Origin of the sequence: Pseudomonas fluorescens, from assembly GCF_002022275.1 — a bacterium.
Classification (GTDB): domain Bacteria; phylum Pseudomonadota; class Gammaproteobacteria; order Pseudomonadales; family Pseudomonadaceae; genus Aquipseudomonas; species Aquipseudomonas fluorescens_AJ.
In genome coordinates this window covers 1-19,936 of sequence record NZ_MSDF01000003.1, presented here as the reverse complement: position 1 = coordinate 19,936, position 19,936 = coordinate 1, and the positions used below count along the sequence as shown (strand labels likewise).

Below are 19,936 nucleotides of genomic sequence, written 5' to 3'. Positions count from 1 at the left end.
ATTTGGAATATTTTTAGTTCATGGAATATCTCTATGTCTACTTAAATTTCCTCGGCACTATCTCGCTCACGGCCTACTGGCGTGAGGGTTTCTTCACGACGTACCGACCATAACTCCAAGAAAAACCGGTGAAGAAATGAATGCTGATTCCAAACCTGCCAGCCGCTTTCGCTGGGTCGTGGCGGCGCTGTTTTTCCTCGCGTACATGGTAGCCGGCGCCGACCGCGCCAACATCGGCGTGGTGGTGCCATTCATCAAACAGGAATACCACCTGAGCAACACCGACATCGGCGCTCTGGCCAGCCTGTTCTACCTGACCTACGCCGTCGTGCAGATTCCCGCCGGCTACCTGTTCGGCCGCTACGGCATTCGCAAACTGCTCACCGGCTCGCTGGTGCTGACCTCCCTGGCCACCCTGTTGATCGGCTTCACCAGCAGCGTGCTGCAACTCAAGCTGGCGCGCGCGCTGCTCGGGGCGGCGGAAGGGCCGATCAATATCGGCATCATTTCGATCATCAACCGCTGGTTCCCGGCGCGCGAGAAGGGCTTTGCCACCGGCATATTCATGTCGGCAGCCAAGGTCGCACCGGCCATTGTGCCGCCGCTGTGTGCCTGGATCGTGCACTTGTATGGCTGGCGCGAAGTGTTCTTTATCTTCGCCATTCCCGGGTTCTTCGTCGGGGTGCTGTGGTGGTGGCTGGTGAAGGATGACCCGGCCGACAGCCGCCATTGTTCGGCTACCGAGTTGCACTACATCCAGGGCGGCGACACTCAGAGCCAAGCCTCGACCAAGCCCATGGTGCGCATTCCCGCGCTGTTCGACCGGCTGATGCGCACCCGTGCAATGCCGTTGCTCAGCGACAACAAAAGCATCCTGGCCTCTTGGAACGTATGGGCCTGCGCCATGGGCTACTTCCTGATGGTCGGCATTACCTATTCGATCATGACGTGGGTGCCCACCTACCTGATCACCGTCAAACAGTATTCCGTGTTGAAAATGGGCATGGTCGCTTCGGCGCCCTGGGTTGGCGCGATCATCGGCAACCTGCTGGGTGGCTGGCTGTCGGACCGGGTGTTCGACCGCCGACGCAAACCGGCGATGCTGATCAGCTCCCTCGCCACTGTGATCATGATGTTTGTGCTGCTCAACGCCCCCAGCGATCCGCTGTTGTTGTCGGCGGTGTTCCTGCTGGCCGGCATCCTGTTGAACATCGGTTACTCCACATTTCTGGTCTACCCCATGGGCCTGGCGACCAAGGCGCGCGTGCCGTTCGCCGCTTCCATCGTCAACACCGGCGGTTCGCTGGGCGGCGCGTTCACGCCGTTCGTGGTCGGGCTGCTGCTGGACCATTTCAATTGGGATTACGTGTTCGGTTTTCTCGGCGTGAGCTCGCTGATTACCTTCGCCATCGTGCTGACCATGATCGAGCCACGTCCTTCCACACCCGTTAACGCCCAGGAGCGCGTATGAACAGTGTCATGCAGGTTTGTCGTCTCGATTTCTGGATCAGCCCCGTGTTCGACGAGATGATCCACAGCAACCCGCAACTCGCCTTGCAGGTCGTGCCGCGCCAGGGTGATGACGCACGCACCTTGGCCGCACTGCGCAAGGCTCACGCCTACCACGTGTCGGCCGCCAAGGACGAGTTGCCCGCGCAGTGGTTCGCCAATCAAGCGCTGATCGAGCAATGCCCGGATTTGCTCTGTGTGTCCTCCGGTGGCGCAGGTTTCGACACGGTGGATGTGGCGGCGTGTAGCCGCGCCGGTATTGCCGTGGTCAACCAGGCGGGGGCCAACGCGCACTCGGTGGCCGAGCACACCTTTGGCCTGCTGCTGGCGGTGGTCAAACGCATCGTCGAGTCCGATCAAAAGCTGCGCCATGCCAGCGGTTTCAGCCGTGAAGACCTGATGGGCGAAGAGATTCACGGGGGCACCCTCGGCCTGATCGGGCTGGGAGAGATCGGCGGGCGCGTGGCGCGAATTGCCCACGGTTTTGGCCTGGACGTGTTGGCTTACGACCCGCATCTGAGTCGCGAAAAAATTCAGGCCCACGGCGCCACACCGGTGACCCTGGCAGAGCTGCTGCAGCGCAGTGATTTTGTCTCGCTGCATTGCCCCTTGGACGCCAGCACCCGCCACCTGATGGGCGCCGAACAGTTCGCGGCGATGAAGCCGGGCGCTGTATTTTTGTCCACCGCCCGAGGCGGCATTCATGATGAAGCCGCGTTGTTTGAGGCCCTGAAAAAAGGCCACCTCAGCGGCGCCGGGCTGGACGTGTGGGCCTGCGAGCCGCCGCCACAAAACGCGCCCTTGATGAGCCTGCCCAATGTGGTCGCGACCTTCCACACGGCAGGCGTCACCCACGGTGGCCGGCGCAATGTGGCACGCTCGTCGGCGGCGCAGATTGCGGCGATCCTGCGCGGCGAGAAGCCGCCCCACCTGCTGAACCCCGAGGCGTGGGAGGCCGTCAGCGAGCGTATACGCGCACGTTAAGTATCATATTTTTAAAGTATTCAAACCACGTTATTTAGATATTTTTCATAGGTGGACGGCGCTGGTAGGCTCTTAAAAAAACAAGAGAAGTGCCCGGTCATGTTCATACGCCTGTCCACCTCCATGAAACCCTTCACCCTCGTTGTGGCGACGCTTGCCTTGATGAGCACACTGACCAGTTGCGCCAAGGTCGATGTGCACAGCGAAAACGCCGACAAACCCGAAGCCGATGCCCGCCAGGTCCTGCGCCTGGGCCACGACGGCAGCGCCTATCCGTTTCTGGTTTACGCCAACGCCGACCTCTACAACCCGCCACAGACCATCGAACGTGCCGTGATCATTCTGCATGGCGTACAGCGCGACGGTGGCCAGTACTTCAACACTGGCCGCAAGCTGCTGGGCAATGCCCATCTGCCAAGCGCGAGCACGCTGTTGATCGCGCCGAACTTCCTCACGCCCACCGATTCCGGTGTCAGCGATGACATGCCCCTGTGGCCGCGTGACCGGTGGATGCATGGCAGCGAATCGCAGTTTGGTCGCAAGGGCATTCCGGCGTTCCAGGTGCTCGACGACGTGGTCGGTTATTTGTCCGACCGCCAGCGCTACCCGGCGCTCAAGGAAATCGTGATGGTCAGCCACTCGGCCGGTGCGCAATTGATGCAGCGTTACGCGGTGATGAATGACCTCGACCCCGGCCTCAAGGCCCATGGCCTGACGATTCGCTACGTGGTCGCCAGCCCGTCGAGCTACGTCTACTTCGACGACAACCGCCTGCAGGGCGGCGCGTTCAAACCGGTGGTGAGCATTCTGTGCCCCAGCTACAGCCGCTATCGCTACGGCATCGAAGGCGCGCCTGCGTACCTGCTGAACCAGCACCTGTCGAGCCGCCAGGTGTTTGCCCGCTATGCCGCCCGCGACATCACCTACCTAGTCGGCGGCCAGGACAACAACCCCACCAGCCGCGTGCTGGACACCTCCTGCGGGGCGAACTACCAGGGCGACACGCGGCTGGATCGACAGCTGAACTTCGTCAGTTACGAGCAGTTCCTGTCGACCCAGTGGCAGATCCCGCTGCGCCACCCGCAGCACACCATTCCAGGCATCGGCCATAACGCGGCGCGGTTGCTCGGTGATAAAGCCGTCGCACGGATGCTCTTCCCCTAAGCCTCACGCTTTCGCCCAACGCTGCGTCTCGATAAAAACAATAAGAGAACTGTATGAGCCCAACTCTCCCCGTTACCCGGGCGCACCGCGCCTGGGGGCCTGGCGCATTGTCGCTGCTGGCCGTTGCCCTGATCACCGCCCACGCCCAGGCTGACACGCTGCCCTCGTCCGGCACCTTGTTCGACAACAGCCGCTCGGTGCTGCGCCCCACGGATAATGCGCAGCCGGCACCGCCTGGCAGTGTGCGCATCGAAAGCCAGAACGATGAACCCGCGCCCGCCGCCAGCCCCTCGACCTTGCAGCTGCAGGTGCAGCGTTTTGTGGTGAAGGGCAATCGCGAACTCAGTGACGCGCAGGTGCAGGCCGCGCTGCAGCCCTACGTCGGCAAGACCCTCGGCCTGGACGGTTTGCGCGAGGCGGCCGCGCAGGTCACCGCGTTGTACCGTGCGCGGGGCTACCTGGTGGCGCGCGCCTACTTGCCGGCGCAGGACATTCAAAACGGCCAGGTCATTGTCGGTATTTCCGAAGGCGTGATCGGCCAGGTCAGCGCCTTACCGGACGCCAACGTGCGCCTGCGTCCCGGCGTGCAGCAGCAGTTCGTCAACGCGCTGCCCGCGGGCACGATTATTCGCGAGCAGGACCTGGAGCGCGTGCTGCTGCGCCTGTCGGACATCACCGGCGTGGCGGTGCACGCCATCCTGCGCCCGTCGCAGCAGCCCGGCGCCGCCGACATTGTGCTCAAGCTCAGCGAGATGACTGCGATTACGGCTCGCGCAACTATCGACAATTACGGCAACTACTACACCGGCGCCAACCGCCTCACGTCCAGCGTCAGCCTCAATGATGCGCTGGGCATTGGCGACAGCTTTACCGCCACCTCGCAGAACTCCTTCGAAGGCCTCGACATCAAGGGCGTCGGCTACCAGCAGCCGCTGGGCGCGACGGGTATTTCGGTGGGCGCCAACTACGCCGAGCTTGAATACAACATCGGCAAGAACCTCAAGGGGCTGGACGCCGACGGCACTGCGCAAGTGTCCTCGGTGTTTATCAACAGCTCGCTGCTGCGCTCGCGCGACAGCAATATCAGCCTCAACCTGGCCGAAGATCACCGGCGTTTCGAAGACTCGGCCGGTGGTTTTACCGTGAACAAATCCGCCGTGTTTCGCAGTGCCACGCTGTACGGCAATTGGCGCGATGACTGGCAAGGCAGCAACGCCTGGAGCCTGTCTTATGGCATTGGCGACCTGGACAAAAACACTGCCGCCGACGCCACGCTGGATGCGCTGACCGCCAACGCCGCCGGGCGCTACAAGAAAGCCAACGCCAGTTTCAGTCGCCTGCAAAACCTTGGCGGTGGTTACTCGCTGTTCGGCTCGTTGACCGGGCAATGGGCCGACAAAAACCTCGACTCTTCGGAAAAACTCAGCCTCGGCGGCCCCAACGGCGTGCGCGCCTACCCGGTCGGCGAAGTGGCTGGCGACGAGGGCCTGCTCGGCCGCCTGGAACTGCGCAAATACCTCGGCCGCTTCCAGGGTGCGATTGCCGAAGGCACGCTGTTTGCCGATGCGGGCAAGGTCAAGGTCAACAAGAACCCGTGGGACAACAGTGAGAATACCCTCACGCGCTACGGCTACGGTGTGGGCCTGAACCTCTATCACCGTGACCTGGTGATGAACACCAGCCTGGCCTTTTCGCCGGGTGCCGACCCCTCCAGTGACGACCGTGCGGCCAAGCGCCTGTGGTTCTCGATTTCCGGTTCGCCCCAGGCGTTCGCCGGGTTGGCCAGCGACCTCGGATCCAAAGGCGAAGACTTCGAAGTGGCCGAGACCGACACGGTGATCTACGGCGACTTCGGCATCGTCCCCGAATACGTTGACCGTCACGGCTCCACACCGGCCGCGCCTGCCAACCAGAACCGCCTGGCCACCCCCAACGGGCGCAACATGGCGAGCTTCTGGCGCGCCCGCGATAACGTTTCGGCCATCGGCGTGCACGGCGGCTATGGCCTGAGCGATGACTGGAAGCTGCTCTGGCAGCTGGAATACGGCATCTCGATGAACTACACCGCCAGCGACGACAAATCGGTGAACCCATCGGCATCGCCGAGTACCAAATTGCGCAACACCGGCGCGGCGTTCAACAACACCGATTACGGCACGCTGCTGTACGGCGTGTGGGACATGCCGATGAAAGAGGCGACCACCAGCCTCGACCCGTTCAACGGCAAGACCAGCGCTGCCTACTTCAACATCATCGGCTCGCCGGGCTTCAGCGCCGGGCTGTCGACCAACGTCAATGGCCCGCAAAGCTTTGACGACACGGCAGTGAACGGCGATGCCGCCTTCAACCGGCGCCAGTCCGGCGTGGTGGAGTACTGGACGCCGGTGTGGAACGGCTTTCAGCTCAAACTGGGGTATTCGAACAACGGCATGAGCGTCGCCAATGATGTGGACAAGGGCTACATCTACGGCACGAGCCTGAGCTACAACAACGGCGGCTTCACGGCGGTGTTCGCGGCCGAGCGGCACATCAACTATTTCGGTATTGCCGACCTGGGCCGTAATGCCCGTGGATTGGGCAGCAGCACTCACGTGACTGACGGCACTTCTTCGGATGATTTCAGCTTCCGTTATGGCCTGGCCTACGACTTTGGCGACACCAAGCTGTCGGTGATCGCCGATGACTTGTCGTACTCCGAAGACGGTGTGGTCAACACCAGCACCACCTCCAGCGACTTGTCGCGCTACCGCCGCCGCGCCTACCTGCTGGGCGCGTCCCACAAGCTGGGCGCCTGGACCTTGAAGGCCAGCTACGGCAAGGCGCTGCCGGGCAAATGCGAAATGATCGGCGCCGCCGCGCCCGACTGCGACACCCATGGCATGGGCGCCACCCAATACGCCGTCGGCGCCAACTACAAACTGACCAAACGCATCGACCTGTTCGGCCAGTACGTACTGCTGAAAAACAACTCCCTGGCCAACTACAACTTCGCCCTGACCGGCGTCACGGCGGCCAGCGGCTACTCGCCTGGCGTGGGCACCAGCATCAGCGCCATCGGCACTGGCATCAACTATTCGTTCTGAGGAGAAGGCTGTGAGCAAACCCCAAATCCAGACCACGCTGCCTGTTCTCAAACCCTTGAGTTTTGCCGTGCTCTGCGCGCTGTACAGTTTGACCCCGATGCCCGCCCTGGCCCTGGACAGCAACGCGCTGCCCACCAACGGCCAAGTGGTCGCCGGCAGCGGCAGCCTCAGCAGCAACGGCAATGTGTTGACCGTGCACCAGGGCAGTGACCGCCTGATCACCACCTGGGACACCTTCAATATCGGCAGCAACGCCCAGGTGAATTTCCTGCAACCCGGTGCCTCCTCGGTGGCGCTCAACCGCGTCACCGGCAGTGACGGCTCGCAGATCCTCGGGCACTTGAATGCCAACGGCCAGGTGTTTCTGGTCAACCCCCAAGGCGTGCTGTTTGGCGCCGGCTCCATGGTCGATGTGGGCGGGCTGGTCGCCAGTTCGCTGAATATTTCCAACAGCGAATTCATGGCCGGCAAAAACGTCTTCGCCGGGCCCAGCCGCGGCGCGGTGGTGAACAGAGGCACGATCAGCGCGCGGGACGGCGGCAGCGTGGCGCTGCTTGGCGCCCAGGTGCGCAATGAAGGCACGGTGGTCGCGCGTCTCGGTTCGGTAGTGTTGGGCGGTGGTGAGAAAATCACCCTGGATTTCAACGGCGACGGCCTGATCAATGTCGAGGTCAACGACCCGGCCATCGGCGCCAGCGTGATCAACCGTGGCTTGCTCAGCGCCAATGGCGGCGCCGTTGCCATGACCGCTCGCGACTCCCAGGCCATGCTCAGCAATGTGGTGAACAACGAGGGCGTGATCGAGGCGCGCAGCCTGCAACAACGCAATGGCCGGATTATTCTCGATGGCGGCGACAGTGGCGTGGTGGTCAACAGCGGCGTGCTCGATGTATCGGGCAAAAACGCCGGTGAACACGGCGGCAACGTGACCCTGACCGGGCAATACGTCGGCCTGTTCGACAGCGGCCGCATTGATGCCGATGGCGATGTCGGCGGCGGCACCGTATTGATGGGCGGCGATTATCAAGGCAGTGGCAGCCTGCATCAGGCCGACAGCACGTTCATGGGCAGCGATGCACGCATCAGCGCCAACGCCTTGAGCAGTGGTGACGGCGGCAAGGTCGTCCTCTGGTCCAAAGACAGCACTCAGTTCTACGGCGGCATCAGCGTGCGCGGCGCCGGGCAACAGGGGCGCGGCGGGCTGGTGGAAACCTCCGGGCATGCGCTGGACGTGGCCGGTATCGTCGACCTCAGCGCCGTGTCGGGGCAGGGCGGCAGTTGGTTGATCGACCCGTTCAATATCAACATCACCAGCGGCGCCAGCAGCGGCACGTCGAGCAGCTCGCCGTTCACGCCGAATGCCGGTGGCAGCTCCAACCTGAGTTCGGCCACGCTGAATGCGTCGCTGTCGGAGGGTGCGAATATCCTCGTGACCACCTCTTCGGGGGCGGGTACGTCGGGGGATATCAACGTGCTGTCCAACGTCAAGGGCGTGGGCAATGCGACCCTGACCTTGCAGGCGCACCGCAATATCGTGATGACCAACACCAGCATCAGCAATGGCACCGGCAAGACGTTGAACGTGTCGCTGGTGTCAAACTTCAACAACAGCGGTAACGGCTCGGTGGCCTTGAGCAACGCGAGCATCAGCACCAACGGCGGCAACCTGACCATCAGCGGCGCAGTGAACCCGGCGACCGCCTGGGCGAGTACCAATGTCAGCAACGGCACCGGCATTTCGTTGAGCAATGGCACGCGCCTGACCACCAGCGGTGGCAACATCACCCTGCGCGGCGCCACCTCGTCGACGTTGGCGGCGGGCTCCACCGCGACTGCGATCAACATCAGCGGCAGCACGCTCAACGCCGGAGGCGGCAACATCAGCATCAATGCCTTGCAGGCCAGCAGCAGCGGCACCGGCGATGCCTTCGTGTTGACCGGCGGCAGCAGTTTGCTGACCTCGGGCGTGGGCTCGATCACGGTGGACAGCAGCAACCTGGGCAGCGGCAACGGCACGCGCATTTTCAGCACCAGCAACACTATTGCGGCCACGGGCAGCGGCAACGTAACCGTGCGCGGCAATGCGGCGTCGGGCGCGGCGGTGTTGGTCTGTTCTACGGCAGCAGGTTCGACGCAAACGCTCAGCGTGGGTAGCGGCAAGCTCACCGTGCAGGGCGGTGGCGGTGGGCGCGGCGTGTTCCTTGCGGCGTCGGGCAATGGTGCGGTAAATCTGAATGCCGCCCAGGGCGGCGACATTGTGGTCGACGGCAGCAGCACCAGCAGCTACGGCACGATCCTCAATTCCACCGGGGCAACCTCGGCGATCAACCTCACCACCGACGGCACTATCACCGTTTCCGGCGTCACCTCGGGCGGCACCACGCCTGCCCTGGCGCTGATCGCCTCAGGCAATGGCACGGCCGCCGCGCCCGGTGCACAGATCAACCTGACCAGCACCCGTGGCAATGTCCGGTTGAACGCCAACCACACCGCGGTGAGCACCGCCTCCGGCTCGTTCAAGGCGATCTCGCTGGACGCCGGCGGGGCGTTTTCAGCCATCAACCTGTTGACTCAAAACGGCAACCTGACCCTGGACGGCACCAGCACCTCCGGGCGCGGCGTGGACATTGCGCCGTCGGGCGCAGGTTCGGCAATCAACCTGGCGACCCGCAGCGGCGATATCGCCATCAACGGCAACAGCACCACCTCGTTTGGTGGCTACGGGATATTCTTCAACTCCACCGGCAATTCGCAAGGCGTGAGTGTCAGCACCGACACGGGCGATATCACGCTGCGCGGCGATTCGGTGGGCACCTCCGACGCCATCGCACTCGGCGGCAGCACCGGCAACGGCACCTCGAGCAACCGCATTACCTCGAAGGGCGGCGACATCAGCCTCAACGGCAATTTCCACTCGCCCAACGCCGGCGAGCTGGACCACGGCATCGCAATCCTCAGCGTCAATAACATCATCCAGACTACCGGCAATGGCAACGTGACCCTGACCGGCAACGCCCGCGACCTGGGCAGTGGCATTGAGGTGTATGGCAACGGCAAAGCGCAACTGAGTGTGGAAAATGGCGCGCTGACCCTCAATGGCAGCAGCGGCGCGGGGGACGGTATCGGCTTGCTGACCGGGCAGAACTCGATTGGCGCCACGGGCAGCGGTTCTGTAACGCTCAACGGAACGTCTGACACAGGGTCGGGGATTAATATTTTCCCGTCGGGCAGCAGCAGTGCAGTGACGATCTTTACCGTGAGCGGTGACCTGTCGCTGATCGGCACGGCAGGCCCGGCGTCGAACGCGCCGGGTATCAGCATTCGCAGTGGCGCGTCCGGGGCGGGCAACGGGGTGAAAATCCTCTCCGGCAGCGGCGATATCAGCGTGAAGGGCACGGCCCTGGGCAGCGGCGCCGGGGTGGCGATCGGCGCAACCAGCACCCGGGGTTTCAACACGCTGGCCAGTGGCGGCAACTTGAACGTGATCGGGCGCAGCACCAGCGGCGCGGCCTTGAGCTTCGACAGCGGCACCAACACCTTGCAGGTCGCCGATGGCATCCTGCGCCTGGACCTGGACACGCCTTCGGGCAACTACCTCAGCCAAAACGCCGACAGCACCACCCTCAGCGCCACCGGCAACGGCGCCGTGCTGATCGACCGTGGCGGCATCATTCACAACGGCTTGCTGCCGGTCACCTCCGAGCCGACGCGCCAATTCCATCAGAGCCAGATGGTCGGCGACACCTGGCGCAAGCCGCTGACCGGCGACTACCACCTCACGCCCCTGGGCAGCGTGGCGGACGACGTGAGTATCGAAGTCGCCCAGGGAGCGTCGCAATGACCGAACCGGTGTTCTCCCTCGAAGCCTTCGAATACCTGTGCTACACCCGCGACCACGAGGGCGGCGCCCGCGAGCTGGTGCGCCTGTTGCAATTGATCGACCGCAACTACGGCAAGTTGTCCGAGCAGTTCTCCCTCAGCGTGTCCCCGGCGGTGACGCCGGGCGAGCTGGAAAGCCACGTGCTGACACGCCTGACCAGCGCGATCACGGCGCTGTTTTCCGATCCGGACTTTACGATCAGCCCAGGTGGGTTTGGCCAGCTGATCAACCTGCAACGCTGGCTGTCGTCGCTGTTTGCCGCCAGTGCGTTTATCAACTGCGACCACATCCTGCGCTCGCTGAATTTGCTGGGGGCGAACGGCGATGACTACCGCATTGCCGAACAGGACCTGGTGAAGTTCTGCCTGCTCTATTCGCCGGAATCCCAATTGCCGCTGGATGTGGAGCTGCTCTGGGCGCAGAACCCGACCCTGGCGGCAGCGCTGTTTATGGCCTTGATGTCGCCACGCTTTCTTGGCACCCCGGCGGCGCACTCCAAGCGCGAGGCATTGCTGGCTTGGTTGCCGGGGCGTTTGGAGACGCTTGAGAGCCTGGATACGCTGCCGCTGAATGTACTGCATGACGTGTACATGCATTGCAGCTATGCCGACTTGCCGCAGCGCCATCGCATCAAGGCGTCGATCAACACGCTGATCGAACGCAAGCTCGACAGCGTGGGCATTCACGGCGTGCCTGAGGCGCCGCCGCCGCTGCGGGAAAAGCCGCTGATGCTGGTGCTGCTGGAATGGTTTTCCGGCGGGCATTCGATCTATCGCACGCATTCGCTGACGTTGCAGGCGGCGCGACGGGACTTCCACGTGGTGGCGATGGGGTATGCGGCGAATGTGGATGCCTTGGGGCGTGAAGTGTTCGATGAGTTTATTGAACTGCGCGAGCCCGACGACCTGTTTGCGTGCCTGAGGCAGATCAGCGCATTGGCCAGCGAGCAGCGTCCCGACGTGTTCTACATGCCCAGTGTCGGCATGTTCCAGATCACGCTGTTCGCCAGCAACCTGCGCTTTGCGCCGTTGCAGGTGGCCGCACTGGGGCACCCGGCGACCACAGCGTCGCGGCATATCGACTGCATCAGCGTGGAAGCGGATTTTGTCGGCGACCCGGGCTGCTTTAGCGAGCGCCTGCTGCAACTGCCGGCCAATGGTCAGCCGTATCGGCCCTCGGCGATCCCGGTTGAGCTGCCGCGAAGGGCGCGGCAAGACACTGACTGGGTGAATATCGCCGTTGCCGCCACCACCATGAAACTCAACCCCACCTTCCTGCGCGCCTGTCAGGCGATTGCCGTGCGCACGTTGCAGGCGTCAGGCAAGCGTGTGCGGTTTCACTTTCTGGTGGGGCAGGCGCAGGGGTTGTTGTTCCCGCAACTGGTGCGCTTGATCGAGCGTTACGTGGGCGATGCCACGGTGTACCCGCACCAGGCTTATGCGGACTATATGGCCACGCTAAATGGCTGCGATCTGTTCCTCAGCCCGTTTCCGTTTGGCAACACCAACGGCATTATCGACGCGCTGACCGTGGGCTTGCCGGGCGTGTGCAAGACCGGGCCGCAGGTGTTTGAACATATTGATGAGGGGTTGTTTCGGCGAGTGGGATTGCCGCAATGGAGCATCGCGCGAACCCATGAGGAGTACGTGGAAGCGGCGGTGCGGATGGCGGGGGATTATGCCGAACGCTCGGCGTTGTATCGGCACCTGGAATCCAGTAACCCTCTGGACGTGCTGTTCAGCGGCGAACCGCATGCGTTGAGCGAGGCGTTGCTGGCATTACTCTAGATCGCAGTTTTATTGTGGCAAGCCCGCTCGCCACAAAACATTTGCGTGTCACTCATTGTGCAAAAGCAACGCTGAAACCAACGCAACAAAGTCGTCATAAGGCTCCAGTGAACGCTCGATCTTGCCGCGCAGCACTGTGCCTTGCAGCGCATTGATCAGGAAGCGCGCGGTCGGCTCCGGGTCCAGCCCCTTTCGGAATTCACCGGATGCCACCCCCTCACGCACCAGTTGCGCAAAGGGCACGGCCCATTCCAGTAACAGACGTGCGATGGTCTCGCGCACCTCGTCATGCCGCGTGGCCATTTCGGCGGCGAGGTTGCCGATCAGGCAGCCATAGCGAAACGCGTCGGCGCGTGCCGGGGTGGAAATGCCGATCAACCCGTCGAGCTTCTGCACCGAGGTCAGCGCTTGATTGGCCATGATCGTCTGTGCGTGCTCGGTCCAATCCTTGAAATAGCCGTTGAGCGCTTCGCTGGCAAAGGCTTCCTTGGAGCCGAAATGCCCAAAGAACGAACCCTTTTGCATGCCCGCGTGTTCGACGATGGCGTCCACCGACGAACCGGCGTAGCCCTGGCGATGCAACACCTCGATGCCCGCTGCCAGCAGCTCATCCTTGCGTGATGGGCGCCCCATGTCGTGCCTCCGGTTATGCAATAAGTTGAAATAAGTCTAGGGCGGGTGCTTGACGAGAGTCAAACCGACTGGTCAGTATATAAACTCATTCAGACCTGACGAGCATCAACCCATGACAGACACAGTAGTGGTGTATTTCTCTGGTTACGGCCACACCCGCCGCGTGGCGCACACCGTGGCAGAGGGCGCGCAGGCGCAGTTGGTGGAGGTGAGTGAAAACGGCGACGTGTCCGAAGAAGGCTGGGCGTTGCTCAACGCCGCCGACGGCATCATCTTTGGCACGCCGACCTACATGGGTTCCAGCGCCTGGCAGTTCAAAAAGTTCTCCGACGCGACCGCCAAGTACTGGTTCACGCGCGGCTGGCAAGACAAGGTTTTTGGCGGCTTCACCGTCAGCGCCAGCTTCAGCGGCGACAAACAAGTCACCCTGATCGGCCTGCAAACCCTGGCCTCGCAACACGGCGGGATCTGGGTCAGCCTGGGCCTGCTGCCGGCCAATACCCTGGCCGCGACGCGCAATGACATCAACAACCTGGGCGGTTCGGTGGGGTTGATCGTTCAGGCGCCTTCGGATGCGGATGCTTCGGCGATCCCCGAAGGTGATATCCAGACGGCGCTGTTGTATGGCCAACGCGTGGCGACGATTGCTGCGCGCCTGAAAGCCGCCCGCTAAGTCGGTTGGATTTGTACGCCGGGTACTGATAAACAGGAGCTATTCCTCTCTCATCGTTACCCGGTGTCATCGCTCATGAAACGCCATTTCGAAGATTTGCAGCTGGGCAGCATCGAGCTGTTCTGCCTCGCCGCCGAAGCCAGCAGCTTCACCGCCGCCGCGCAGGTCGCCGGAGTCACGCCGGCCGCCGTCAGCCGCAGTATTTCGCGGCTGGAAGAGCGTCTGGGTTCACGCCTGTTTGTGCGCACCACGCGCAGCATTCGCCTGACCGACAGTGGCCGCACGTTTTTCGAGCAATGCCGCCAGGCGTTGACGCAACTGGTCGAGGCGCAGCAGGAAGTGATGGGCGCTCAAACCGTACCGTCCGGCCTGCTGCGTATCAGTATCCCGACCACTTACGCGCACCACCGCCTGCTGCCGCTACTCCCCAAATTCCGCGCGTTGTACCCGCAGGTCACCGTGGACATCCATATCAGCAACCGCAATATCGATTTCGTCGCCGAAGGTTATGACTTGGCCGTGCGCGTCCGTGCCCAGCCGGACTCGTCGCTGATCGCCCGTCTGCTGGAGGACGCTGAGCTGGTGGTGATCGCCGCGCCGTCCTACCTGCAGCGCGCCGGTATCCCGCAGACCCTGGAGGATTTGCCTGCCCACGAGTGCATCCAGTACGAACTGCCGAGCAATGGCCGACGCATCCCCTGGTTGTTTAACGTGTATGGCAAGGCGCAAGAGTTTGCAGGGGAGGCGGGGTACAGCTGTTCCGACGATGTACTGGGCGGCGTGACCCTGGCCAGGCATGGGGCGGGGCTGTTTCAGACCTACCGATTTATCGTCGAGCAGGAGTTGGCGAACGGCAGCCTGGTGGAAGTGTTGAAACCCTTTGGCGGCCGCTCACGCCCGTATACGTTGCTGTACCCCCACGGGCGGTACGTGCCGCATCGGGTCAGGGCGTTTGTGGATTTTTTGCTGGGGTGTCGGGAGCAGTGGGCGCAACTGCCCACGTCAGCAAAAGCTGGCTGATCGCTGCATCAAGGGTTTCGTGGGGCGTGTTGTCCCGCGCCAGTATCGAAATGCCCTGTAGAAAGCTGTCAAACACGGTTGCCATCACCTGCGGATCCGGCGTGCCCGCCCATTCACCGGCAGCCATCGCGCGCTCCACACACGCCACGATCCCCGCACGTGTACGCAACCGCGACTGCGTCAACGCGTCCGCCACCCGTGCGTTTTCGGGGCTCGGCGCGCTCATCACGCCCAGCGTGACCATGCAGCCCTTGGGGTGGGCATTGTCACACTGCATGCGTGCCGACTGGCGCAGCGCGGTTTCGATGGCTTGGCGTGGCGGCAGGCTCTCATCCCACAGGCACTCGGTGACTTGGGCGTAGGTATTCAGGTAACGCTGCACACACTCATCGAACAAGGCTTCCTTGGAGCCGAAGGCCGCATAAAAACTCGGCGCGGAGATGCCGCCGCCCAGGCCGGCCTTGAGCTGGGCGAGCGAGGTGGCGTCATAACCGTGTTGCCAGAACAGGTGCATGGCCTGCTCGACGGCCTGGTCGCGGTCGAAGTTACGGGGGCGGCCCATTTGTGCCATGTGCGTGACTCCAGTGGAAAACGAGATAAATACTAGTCGATACATAAGTCGTTGACAACGCACTGCGTGTGCCTGCAACATTTGTATCGATCAGTATTTAAGTCCGCTCAAGGAGCTTCCCGTGACCCCTTCACTCAGTTTGTCTGCATCGTCAGATCGCTTGCCCATCGGTGCTTTGCTTGCCCTGGCGATGACCGGTTTTATCTGTATCGTCACCGAGACCCTGCCCGCCGGGCTGTTGCCGTTGATCAGCGAGGGCCTGGCGATTTCACCGTCGATGGCCGGACAGATGGTCACGGCCTACGCGCTGGGTTCGGTGCTGGCGGTGATCCCGATGACCATCGCCACCCGTGGCTGGCGTCGGCGCAATGTGCTGTTGCTGACCATCGTCGGCTTTTTGCTGTTCAATTCGATCACGGCGTTGTCGTCTCACTACGGCGTGACGCTGGTGGCGCGCTTTTTTGCCGGGGTGGCGGCGGGGTTGGCCTGGAGTCTGCTCGCCGGTTACGCGCGGCGCATGGTCGCGCCGCATCAACAGGGTAAGGCACTGGCGTTGGCGATGGTCGGTACGCCGATTGCGCTGTCCCTTGGCGTGCCGCTGGGCACGTGGCTGGGCGGGCTGGTGGGCTGGCGCACCACGTTCGGGCTGATGTCGGCCCTGACCTTGGTTTTGATTGTGTGGGTGCTGGTGAAAGTCCCGGACTACCCGCCACAGGCTGCGCATCAGCGTTTGTCCCTCGGCAAAGTACTGACCACGCCCGGGGTGCGGCCGGTGCTGGCGGTGGTGATCAGCTGGATGCTGGCGCACAACATTTTGTACACCTACATCGCGCCGTTTGTGGCGCAAGCCGGGTTGACCGAGCGGGTGGATAGCGTGCTGCTGGTGTTCGGGGTTGCCGCGTTGGCGGGTATTTGGATCACCGCCAAACTGGTTGAACCCTTGTTACGCAAAACGGTGCTGGTGAGCCTGGCGACGTTTGCGTTGGTGAGCGTGGTATTCGGTTTGCTGGGGAAGATGCCGCAGGTGATTTACCTCGGCGTGGCGGTGTGGGGCTTGAGCTTCGGCGGCGCGGCGACCTTGCTGCAAACCGCGCTGGCCGACGCGGCAGGAGAGGGCGCAGATGTGGCGCTGTCGTTGAATGTGGTGGCGTGGAACAGCGCGATTGCCGCCAGTGGCGTGGTCGGCGGGGTGCTGCTGGATACCTGGGGGGCAGCGTCGTTTCCGTGGGCCATGCTGCTGTTGATCGCCGTGTCGTTTGTGCTCGCCTGGGGCGCGCATGCCCATGGCTTCAAACCGGGTGCACGCGGTGCAGGAAAACCCGCCGTTGCCGGGCACTAATGTGACTTACCCCGGTCAATAACCCTCGCAATATCATTCACTTGGCTCCGCCTGCCGGAGCCTGTCGCCTCACTCCCCGCCAAAGAAGTCATGCATGCACTTACGCAAAATCGCACTCGGGCTGTCGGCCCTTGTTTTGCTCTCCACCGGCGCCGCCGCGCGCAATCTCCCGGACCTCTACTCCACACAGGAAAAGCGGCTTTCATTCGACGCCTGCGCCGACCTGTTTCCGGCCTCGAACCCTATCAACACCGCCACCATTCCCGCGTCCATGAAACCCATGGCGCTGTGCTCGGACAATTTTGCGGTGCTCTATTCACAAACCAGCAAGACCCCGCTGGTGGTGGTTGAGCGCCTCAATGCCGCGCAACTGAAAGACGCCAAAGGCGAAGAGCGCACAAACCAGTTCTACGCCGACCCGCGCATTCCCAAAGGCGCCCGCGCCGAGTTGAGCGACTACCACGCCCAGCACCCGGCCATGGACCGTGGCCACCAATCGCCGGCTGCCGACGCGCCAAACGCGAACGCCATGGCCCAGTCGTTCGCGTTGTCGAACATGGTGCCGCAAGACCCCACCAACAACCGCAAGATCTGGAGCAAGGTCGAGGCGGATGTGCGCAAGTTTGCCGTGCGTGCCGACGGCGACGTGTTCGTGTTCACCGGGCCGTTGTTCGATGCGGGCTACGGCACCATTGGCAACAACAAGGTCTGGGTGCCGACGCGCCTGTTCAAACTGGTGTACGACGCCTCATCCAAACGCGCCTGGGCCTACGTGCTGCCGAATGCCGAAACCCGTATCGAACGGCCGATGGACTACGAGACGTTCGTGAAGACCACCGGGCTCAAGTTGCTCGGTAATCTTCCGGTTACAGGGTCGGTGGGTCGGTCTTGATCACCAGCGGTTTATCCAGCTGACGCTTGATCGTCCAGAGCGCCACGCCCACGGCGAGGATGCCCGACACCGCGCCGACTACCAGTGCCCAACGCGGCCCGAGGTGGTCGGCCACCCAGCCAACGATGGGCGCGCCAATGGGCGTGCCACCCAGGGCTACGGCGACGCGCAAGGCGATCACCCGGCCGCGCATGGCGGGTTCTGTGGTCAGTTGCATCAGGCTGTTGGTGGTGTTGCTGAAGGTCATCGCACCCACGCCGATAATCACCAGCGCAATCCCGAACGTCCAGTAGTTCGGCGCCAGGGCCGCCAGCGTGCAACCCAGCCCAAACACGGCGGCGCCGGTCAGCAGCGACTTGAACTGTGGCCGCTCGCTGCCCGCCGCGATCAGCGCTCCGGCGATGGTGCCGATAGCCAGGGTCGACGTCAGCAGGCCATAACCACGTGCATCGGCATGGAACACGCTGACGGCCATGGTCGAGATGAAGATCGGGAAGTTCATGCCGAAGGTGCCGATCAAAAACAGCATCAGCAAAATCGCCTTCAAATCCGGCCGCGCCCACACATAGCGGATGCCTTCGGTGAGGCTGCCCTTGGTGCGCAACGCGCGCACCTTGAGGTGTGGGCTCGAGACTCGCAGGAAAAACAGCGACGCCAGCACCGCAAAAAAGCTTGAGCCATTAAGCAGAAACGCCCAGCCGGTGCCGACCGAGGCGATGGTCACGCCAGCCACCGCCGGGCCGATCATGCGCGCCATGTTGAACGAGGTGGAGTTGAGCGCGATGGCGTTGGACAAATCCTTCTCGCCCACCAGTTCCGCCACAAAAATCTGCCGCACCGGAGCATCGAAAGCCGAGGCGCAGCCGGACAAAAACGCGAACACATACACGTGCCACAGCTCGACAAAACCGGTGATGGTGAACACCCCCAGCGTCAGTGCCAGCAGGCCCATGACCGCCTGTGTGGTGATCAGCAATTTGCGCTGGTCGTAGTGGTCGGCGGCGAAGCCGGTCCAGGGCAGCAACAGCAGTTGCGGCCCGAACTGCAACGCCATGACGATACCGACGGCCGCCGCGTTGTGCGGCGTGAGCTGGGTGAGTACCAGCCAGTCCTGGGCGGTGCGCTGCATCCAGGTGCCGACGTTGGAGACCAGCGCACCGGCGGCCCAGATACGGTAATTGCGGCTGCGCAGCGAACGGAAGGTGCCGAGGAAACTCATAGCGGTTTCATGCCCCCCGGTCGTCGAGCAACTCGATGATGGCCTGCGCCGTGCCCGATTCGCCGAGTTTGGGGAACACGTTGTGCAGGCTGTAGGCGTGGGCTTCAGGGCTGGCGTCGGTCATGGCGTCGATGGCTAGGGTGACGTTGAAACCCGCCTCGTAGGCTTGCCGCGCCGTGGATTCGACGCCGGTGCCGGTGGCCACGCCGGTGATCACCACCTGGGTGACGTTCAGCGCCTTCAACTGCGACTCAAGATCGGTATTGGCAAACGCGCCCCAGGATCTTTTGGTCACCAGGAGATCGCCGGGCTGCTGATTGAGTTCAGGAATCAGGTCGGCCCAGCCCGGTGGAAATACGTTGCTGCGGCGCGGTCGCTCAGTGCGGCCAGGGGCAATGCCGGTGACATTGACCAGCACCACCGGCAAACCGCGTTTGCGGAAGGCGTCGAGCAACACCCGGGAGCGTTCGATGACTTCTTTGACGGGGTGAATGAAGGGGTAATCGATGATGCCGTGTTGCAGGTCCACGATGATCAGGGCGGTAGTTGCGTCCAGCGAGGTGACAGCCATGCTATTTCCTCAATCAGTGCGTTCAAAAATCGGCGAGGCGCTCCAGCAGTTTTACGGCTGCGGCGAGTTCGAGTTGTTCCTGGGGTGACAGTTGTTCTTGCAGGGCGTGCAGCAGCCAGTCGTCTTTGGCGGCGCGGCTTTCGGTCAGGTATTTACGGAAGGTGGGGGTGAGCTGGATCAGTGTTTGGCGGCCGTCAGTGGGGTCGGGTTGGCCGCTGACGGCCTGCATCACTTCGAGCCTGGCGACGGTGATGCGCATTGATTGCGGGCGTACGCTTTCTGCGCGGGCCAGAGCCGACACGGTGGTCGGGCCGTCGCGGTCGAGGCGCAGGAGGACGGACTTTTGAGACGAGGTGAAGTCGTTTGGGTGGGTTTGTTCGCGCAGGCGGCGGATGAGTTTGCCCAGGGAGATGCGCAGTTCGGCGGCCAGGGTGGCTTGGGATTCGATGGGTGAGGGTGAGTTTTTCATGGGGGGACGGTAGCATGAGTCAAGGAAAACTGTACAGTTTTGCTGTATTGTTTTTTGGTCTAATGAGGGGGTTGGTTAGGCGGTTTGGTTTGGGTGTATATCCGTTGCCGCGGTAACGGCCGCTTATGGTTCCGCTCTTACA

The 19,936-nt window shown here is 62.7% G+C and carries 15 protein-coding genes; 10 read left to right on the top strand and 5 right to left on the bottom strand.

The features are described from left to right. The first annotated feature begins 136 nt into the window (after positions 1 to 136). The 6 genes from BFW87_RS01635 to BFW87_RS01610 all read left to right on the top strand — a co-directional run bounded on the left by BFW87_RS01635 (position 137) and on the right by BFW87_RS01610 (position 12,407). Positions 137 to 1,471 (top strand): MFS transporter, encoded by a 1,335-nt coding sequence (locus BFW87_RS01635; RefSeq protein ID WP_078738260.1) that lies wholly within the window; start codon positions 137 to 139, stop codon positions 1,469 to 1,471. Then, positions 1,468 to 2,493 (top strand): NAD(P)-dependent oxidoreductase, encoded by a 1,026-nt coding sequence (locus BFW87_RS01630; protein WP_078738259.1) that lies wholly within the window; start codon positions 1,468 to 1,470, stop codon positions 2,491 to 2,493. The genes BFW87_RS01635 and BFW87_RS01630 overlap by 4 nt, the downstream gene beginning before the upstream one ends. Positions 2,494 to 2,592: 99 nt before the next feature. Further along, positions 2,593 to 3,657, top strand: a complete 1,065-nt coding sequence (locus BFW87_RS01625) for a hypothetical protein (protein ID WP_078738258.1) — start codon at positions 2,593 to 2,595, stop codon at positions 3,655 to 3,657. A 53-nt stretch (positions 3,658 to 3,710) separates the two neighbouring features. Continuing rightward, a complete protein-coding gene (locus BFW87_RS01620; protein ID WP_078738257.1) occupies positions 3,711 to 6,740 on the top strand; it encodes a porin in 3,030 nt (1,009 codons plus the stop codon). A 10-nt stretch (positions 6,741 to 6,750) separates the two neighbouring features. Next, complete coding sequence (locus tag BFW87_RS01615) at positions 6,751 to 10,581, top strand: beta strand repeat-containing protein (protein ID WP_078738256.1); 3,831 nt, start codon at positions 6,751 to 6,753, stop codon at positions 10,579 to 10,581. Beyond that, positions 10,578 to 12,407: a peptide transporter gene (locus BFW87_RS01610; protein ID WP_078738255.1), complete on the top strand. Its 1,830-nt coding sequence runs from the start codon at positions 10,578 to 10,580 to the stop codon at positions 12,405 to 12,407. The genes BFW87_RS01615 and BFW87_RS01610 overlap by 4 nt, the downstream gene beginning before the upstream one ends. A 48-nt stretch (positions 12,408 to 12,455) precedes the next feature. Here the strand turns inward: BFW87_RS01610 and BFW87_RS01605 are convergent, their stop codons facing one another. Then, positions 12,456 to 13,040 (bottom strand): TetR/AcrR family transcriptional regulator, encoded by a 585-nt coding sequence (locus tag BFW87_RS01605; RefSeq protein ID WP_078738254.1) that lies wholly within the window; start codon positions 13,038 to 13,040, stop codon positions 12,456 to 12,458. A 112-nt stretch (positions 13,041 to 13,152) separates the two neighbouring features. Between BFW87_RS01605 and BFW87_RS01600 the strand changes: the two genes are divergently transcribed. Further along, on the top strand, positions 13,153 to 13,713 hold the full coding sequence (locus BFW87_RS01600) for a flavodoxin family protein (RefSeq protein ID WP_078738253.1): 561 nt from the start codon (positions 13,153 to 13,155) through the stop codon (positions 13,711 to 13,713). A gap of 75 nt (positions 13,714 to 13,788) precedes the next feature. Continuing rightward, on the top strand, positions 13,789 to 14,733 hold the full coding sequence (locus BFW87_RS01595; protein ID WP_078738252.1) for a LysR family transcriptional regulator: 945 nt from the start codon (positions 13,789 to 13,791) through the stop codon (positions 14,731 to 14,733). Here BFW87_RS01595 and BFW87_RS01590 read toward each other — a convergent pair. Further along, complete coding sequence (locus BFW87_RS01590) at positions 14,657 to 15,304, bottom strand: TetR/AcrR family transcriptional regulator (protein WP_078738251.1); 648 nt, start codon at positions 15,302 to 15,304, stop codon at positions 14,657 to 14,659. The genes BFW87_RS01595 and BFW87_RS01590 overlap by 77 nt on opposite strands. 121 nt (positions 15,305 to 15,425) lie before the next feature. Between BFW87_RS01590 and BFW87_RS01585 the strand changes: the two genes are divergently transcribed. Both BFW87_RS01585 and BFW87_RS01580 read left to right on the top strand, forming a co-directional pair. Next, positions 15,426 to 16,643 (top strand): MFS transporter, encoded by a 1,218-nt coding sequence (locus BFW87_RS01585; protein WP_078738250.1) that lies wholly within the window; start codon positions 15,426 to 15,428, stop codon positions 16,641 to 16,643. A 94-nt stretch (positions 16,644 to 16,737) separates the two neighbouring features. Further along, positions 16,738 to 17,535, top strand: coding sequence for a DNA/RNA non-specific endonuclease (locus BFW87_RS01580; protein ID WP_078738249.1), 798 nt, complete (start codon positions 16,738 to 16,740; stop codon positions 17,533 to 17,535). On the opposite strand, the gene BFW87_RS01575 is transcribed toward BFW87_RS01580, so the two are convergent. From BFW87_RS01575 to BFW87_RS01565, 3 genes are read right to left on the bottom strand one after another with little or no spacing between them, the layout of a single operon-like run. Next, on the bottom strand, positions 17,510 to 18,754 hold the full coding sequence (locus BFW87_RS01575) for an MFS transporter (protein WP_078738248.1): 1,245 nt from the start codon (positions 18,752 to 18,754) through the stop codon (positions 17,510 to 17,512). The two genes, BFW87_RS01580 and BFW87_RS01575, sit on opposite strands and share 26 nt — an antisense overlap. A 7-nt stretch (positions 18,755 to 18,761) precedes the next feature. Then, a complete protein-coding gene (locus BFW87_RS01570; protein WP_078738247.1) occupies positions 18,762 to 19,325 on the bottom strand; it encodes an isochorismatase family protein in 564 nt (187 codons plus the stop codon). 22 nt (positions 19,326 to 19,347) lie between these two features. After that, positions 19,348 to 19,794 (bottom strand): MarR family winged helix-turn-helix transcriptional regulator, encoded by a 447-nt coding sequence (locus tag BFW87_RS01565; protein WP_078738246.1) that lies wholly within the window; start codon positions 19,792 to 19,794, stop codon positions 19,348 to 19,350. Positions 19,795 to 19,936 lie beyond the last annotated feature (142 nt).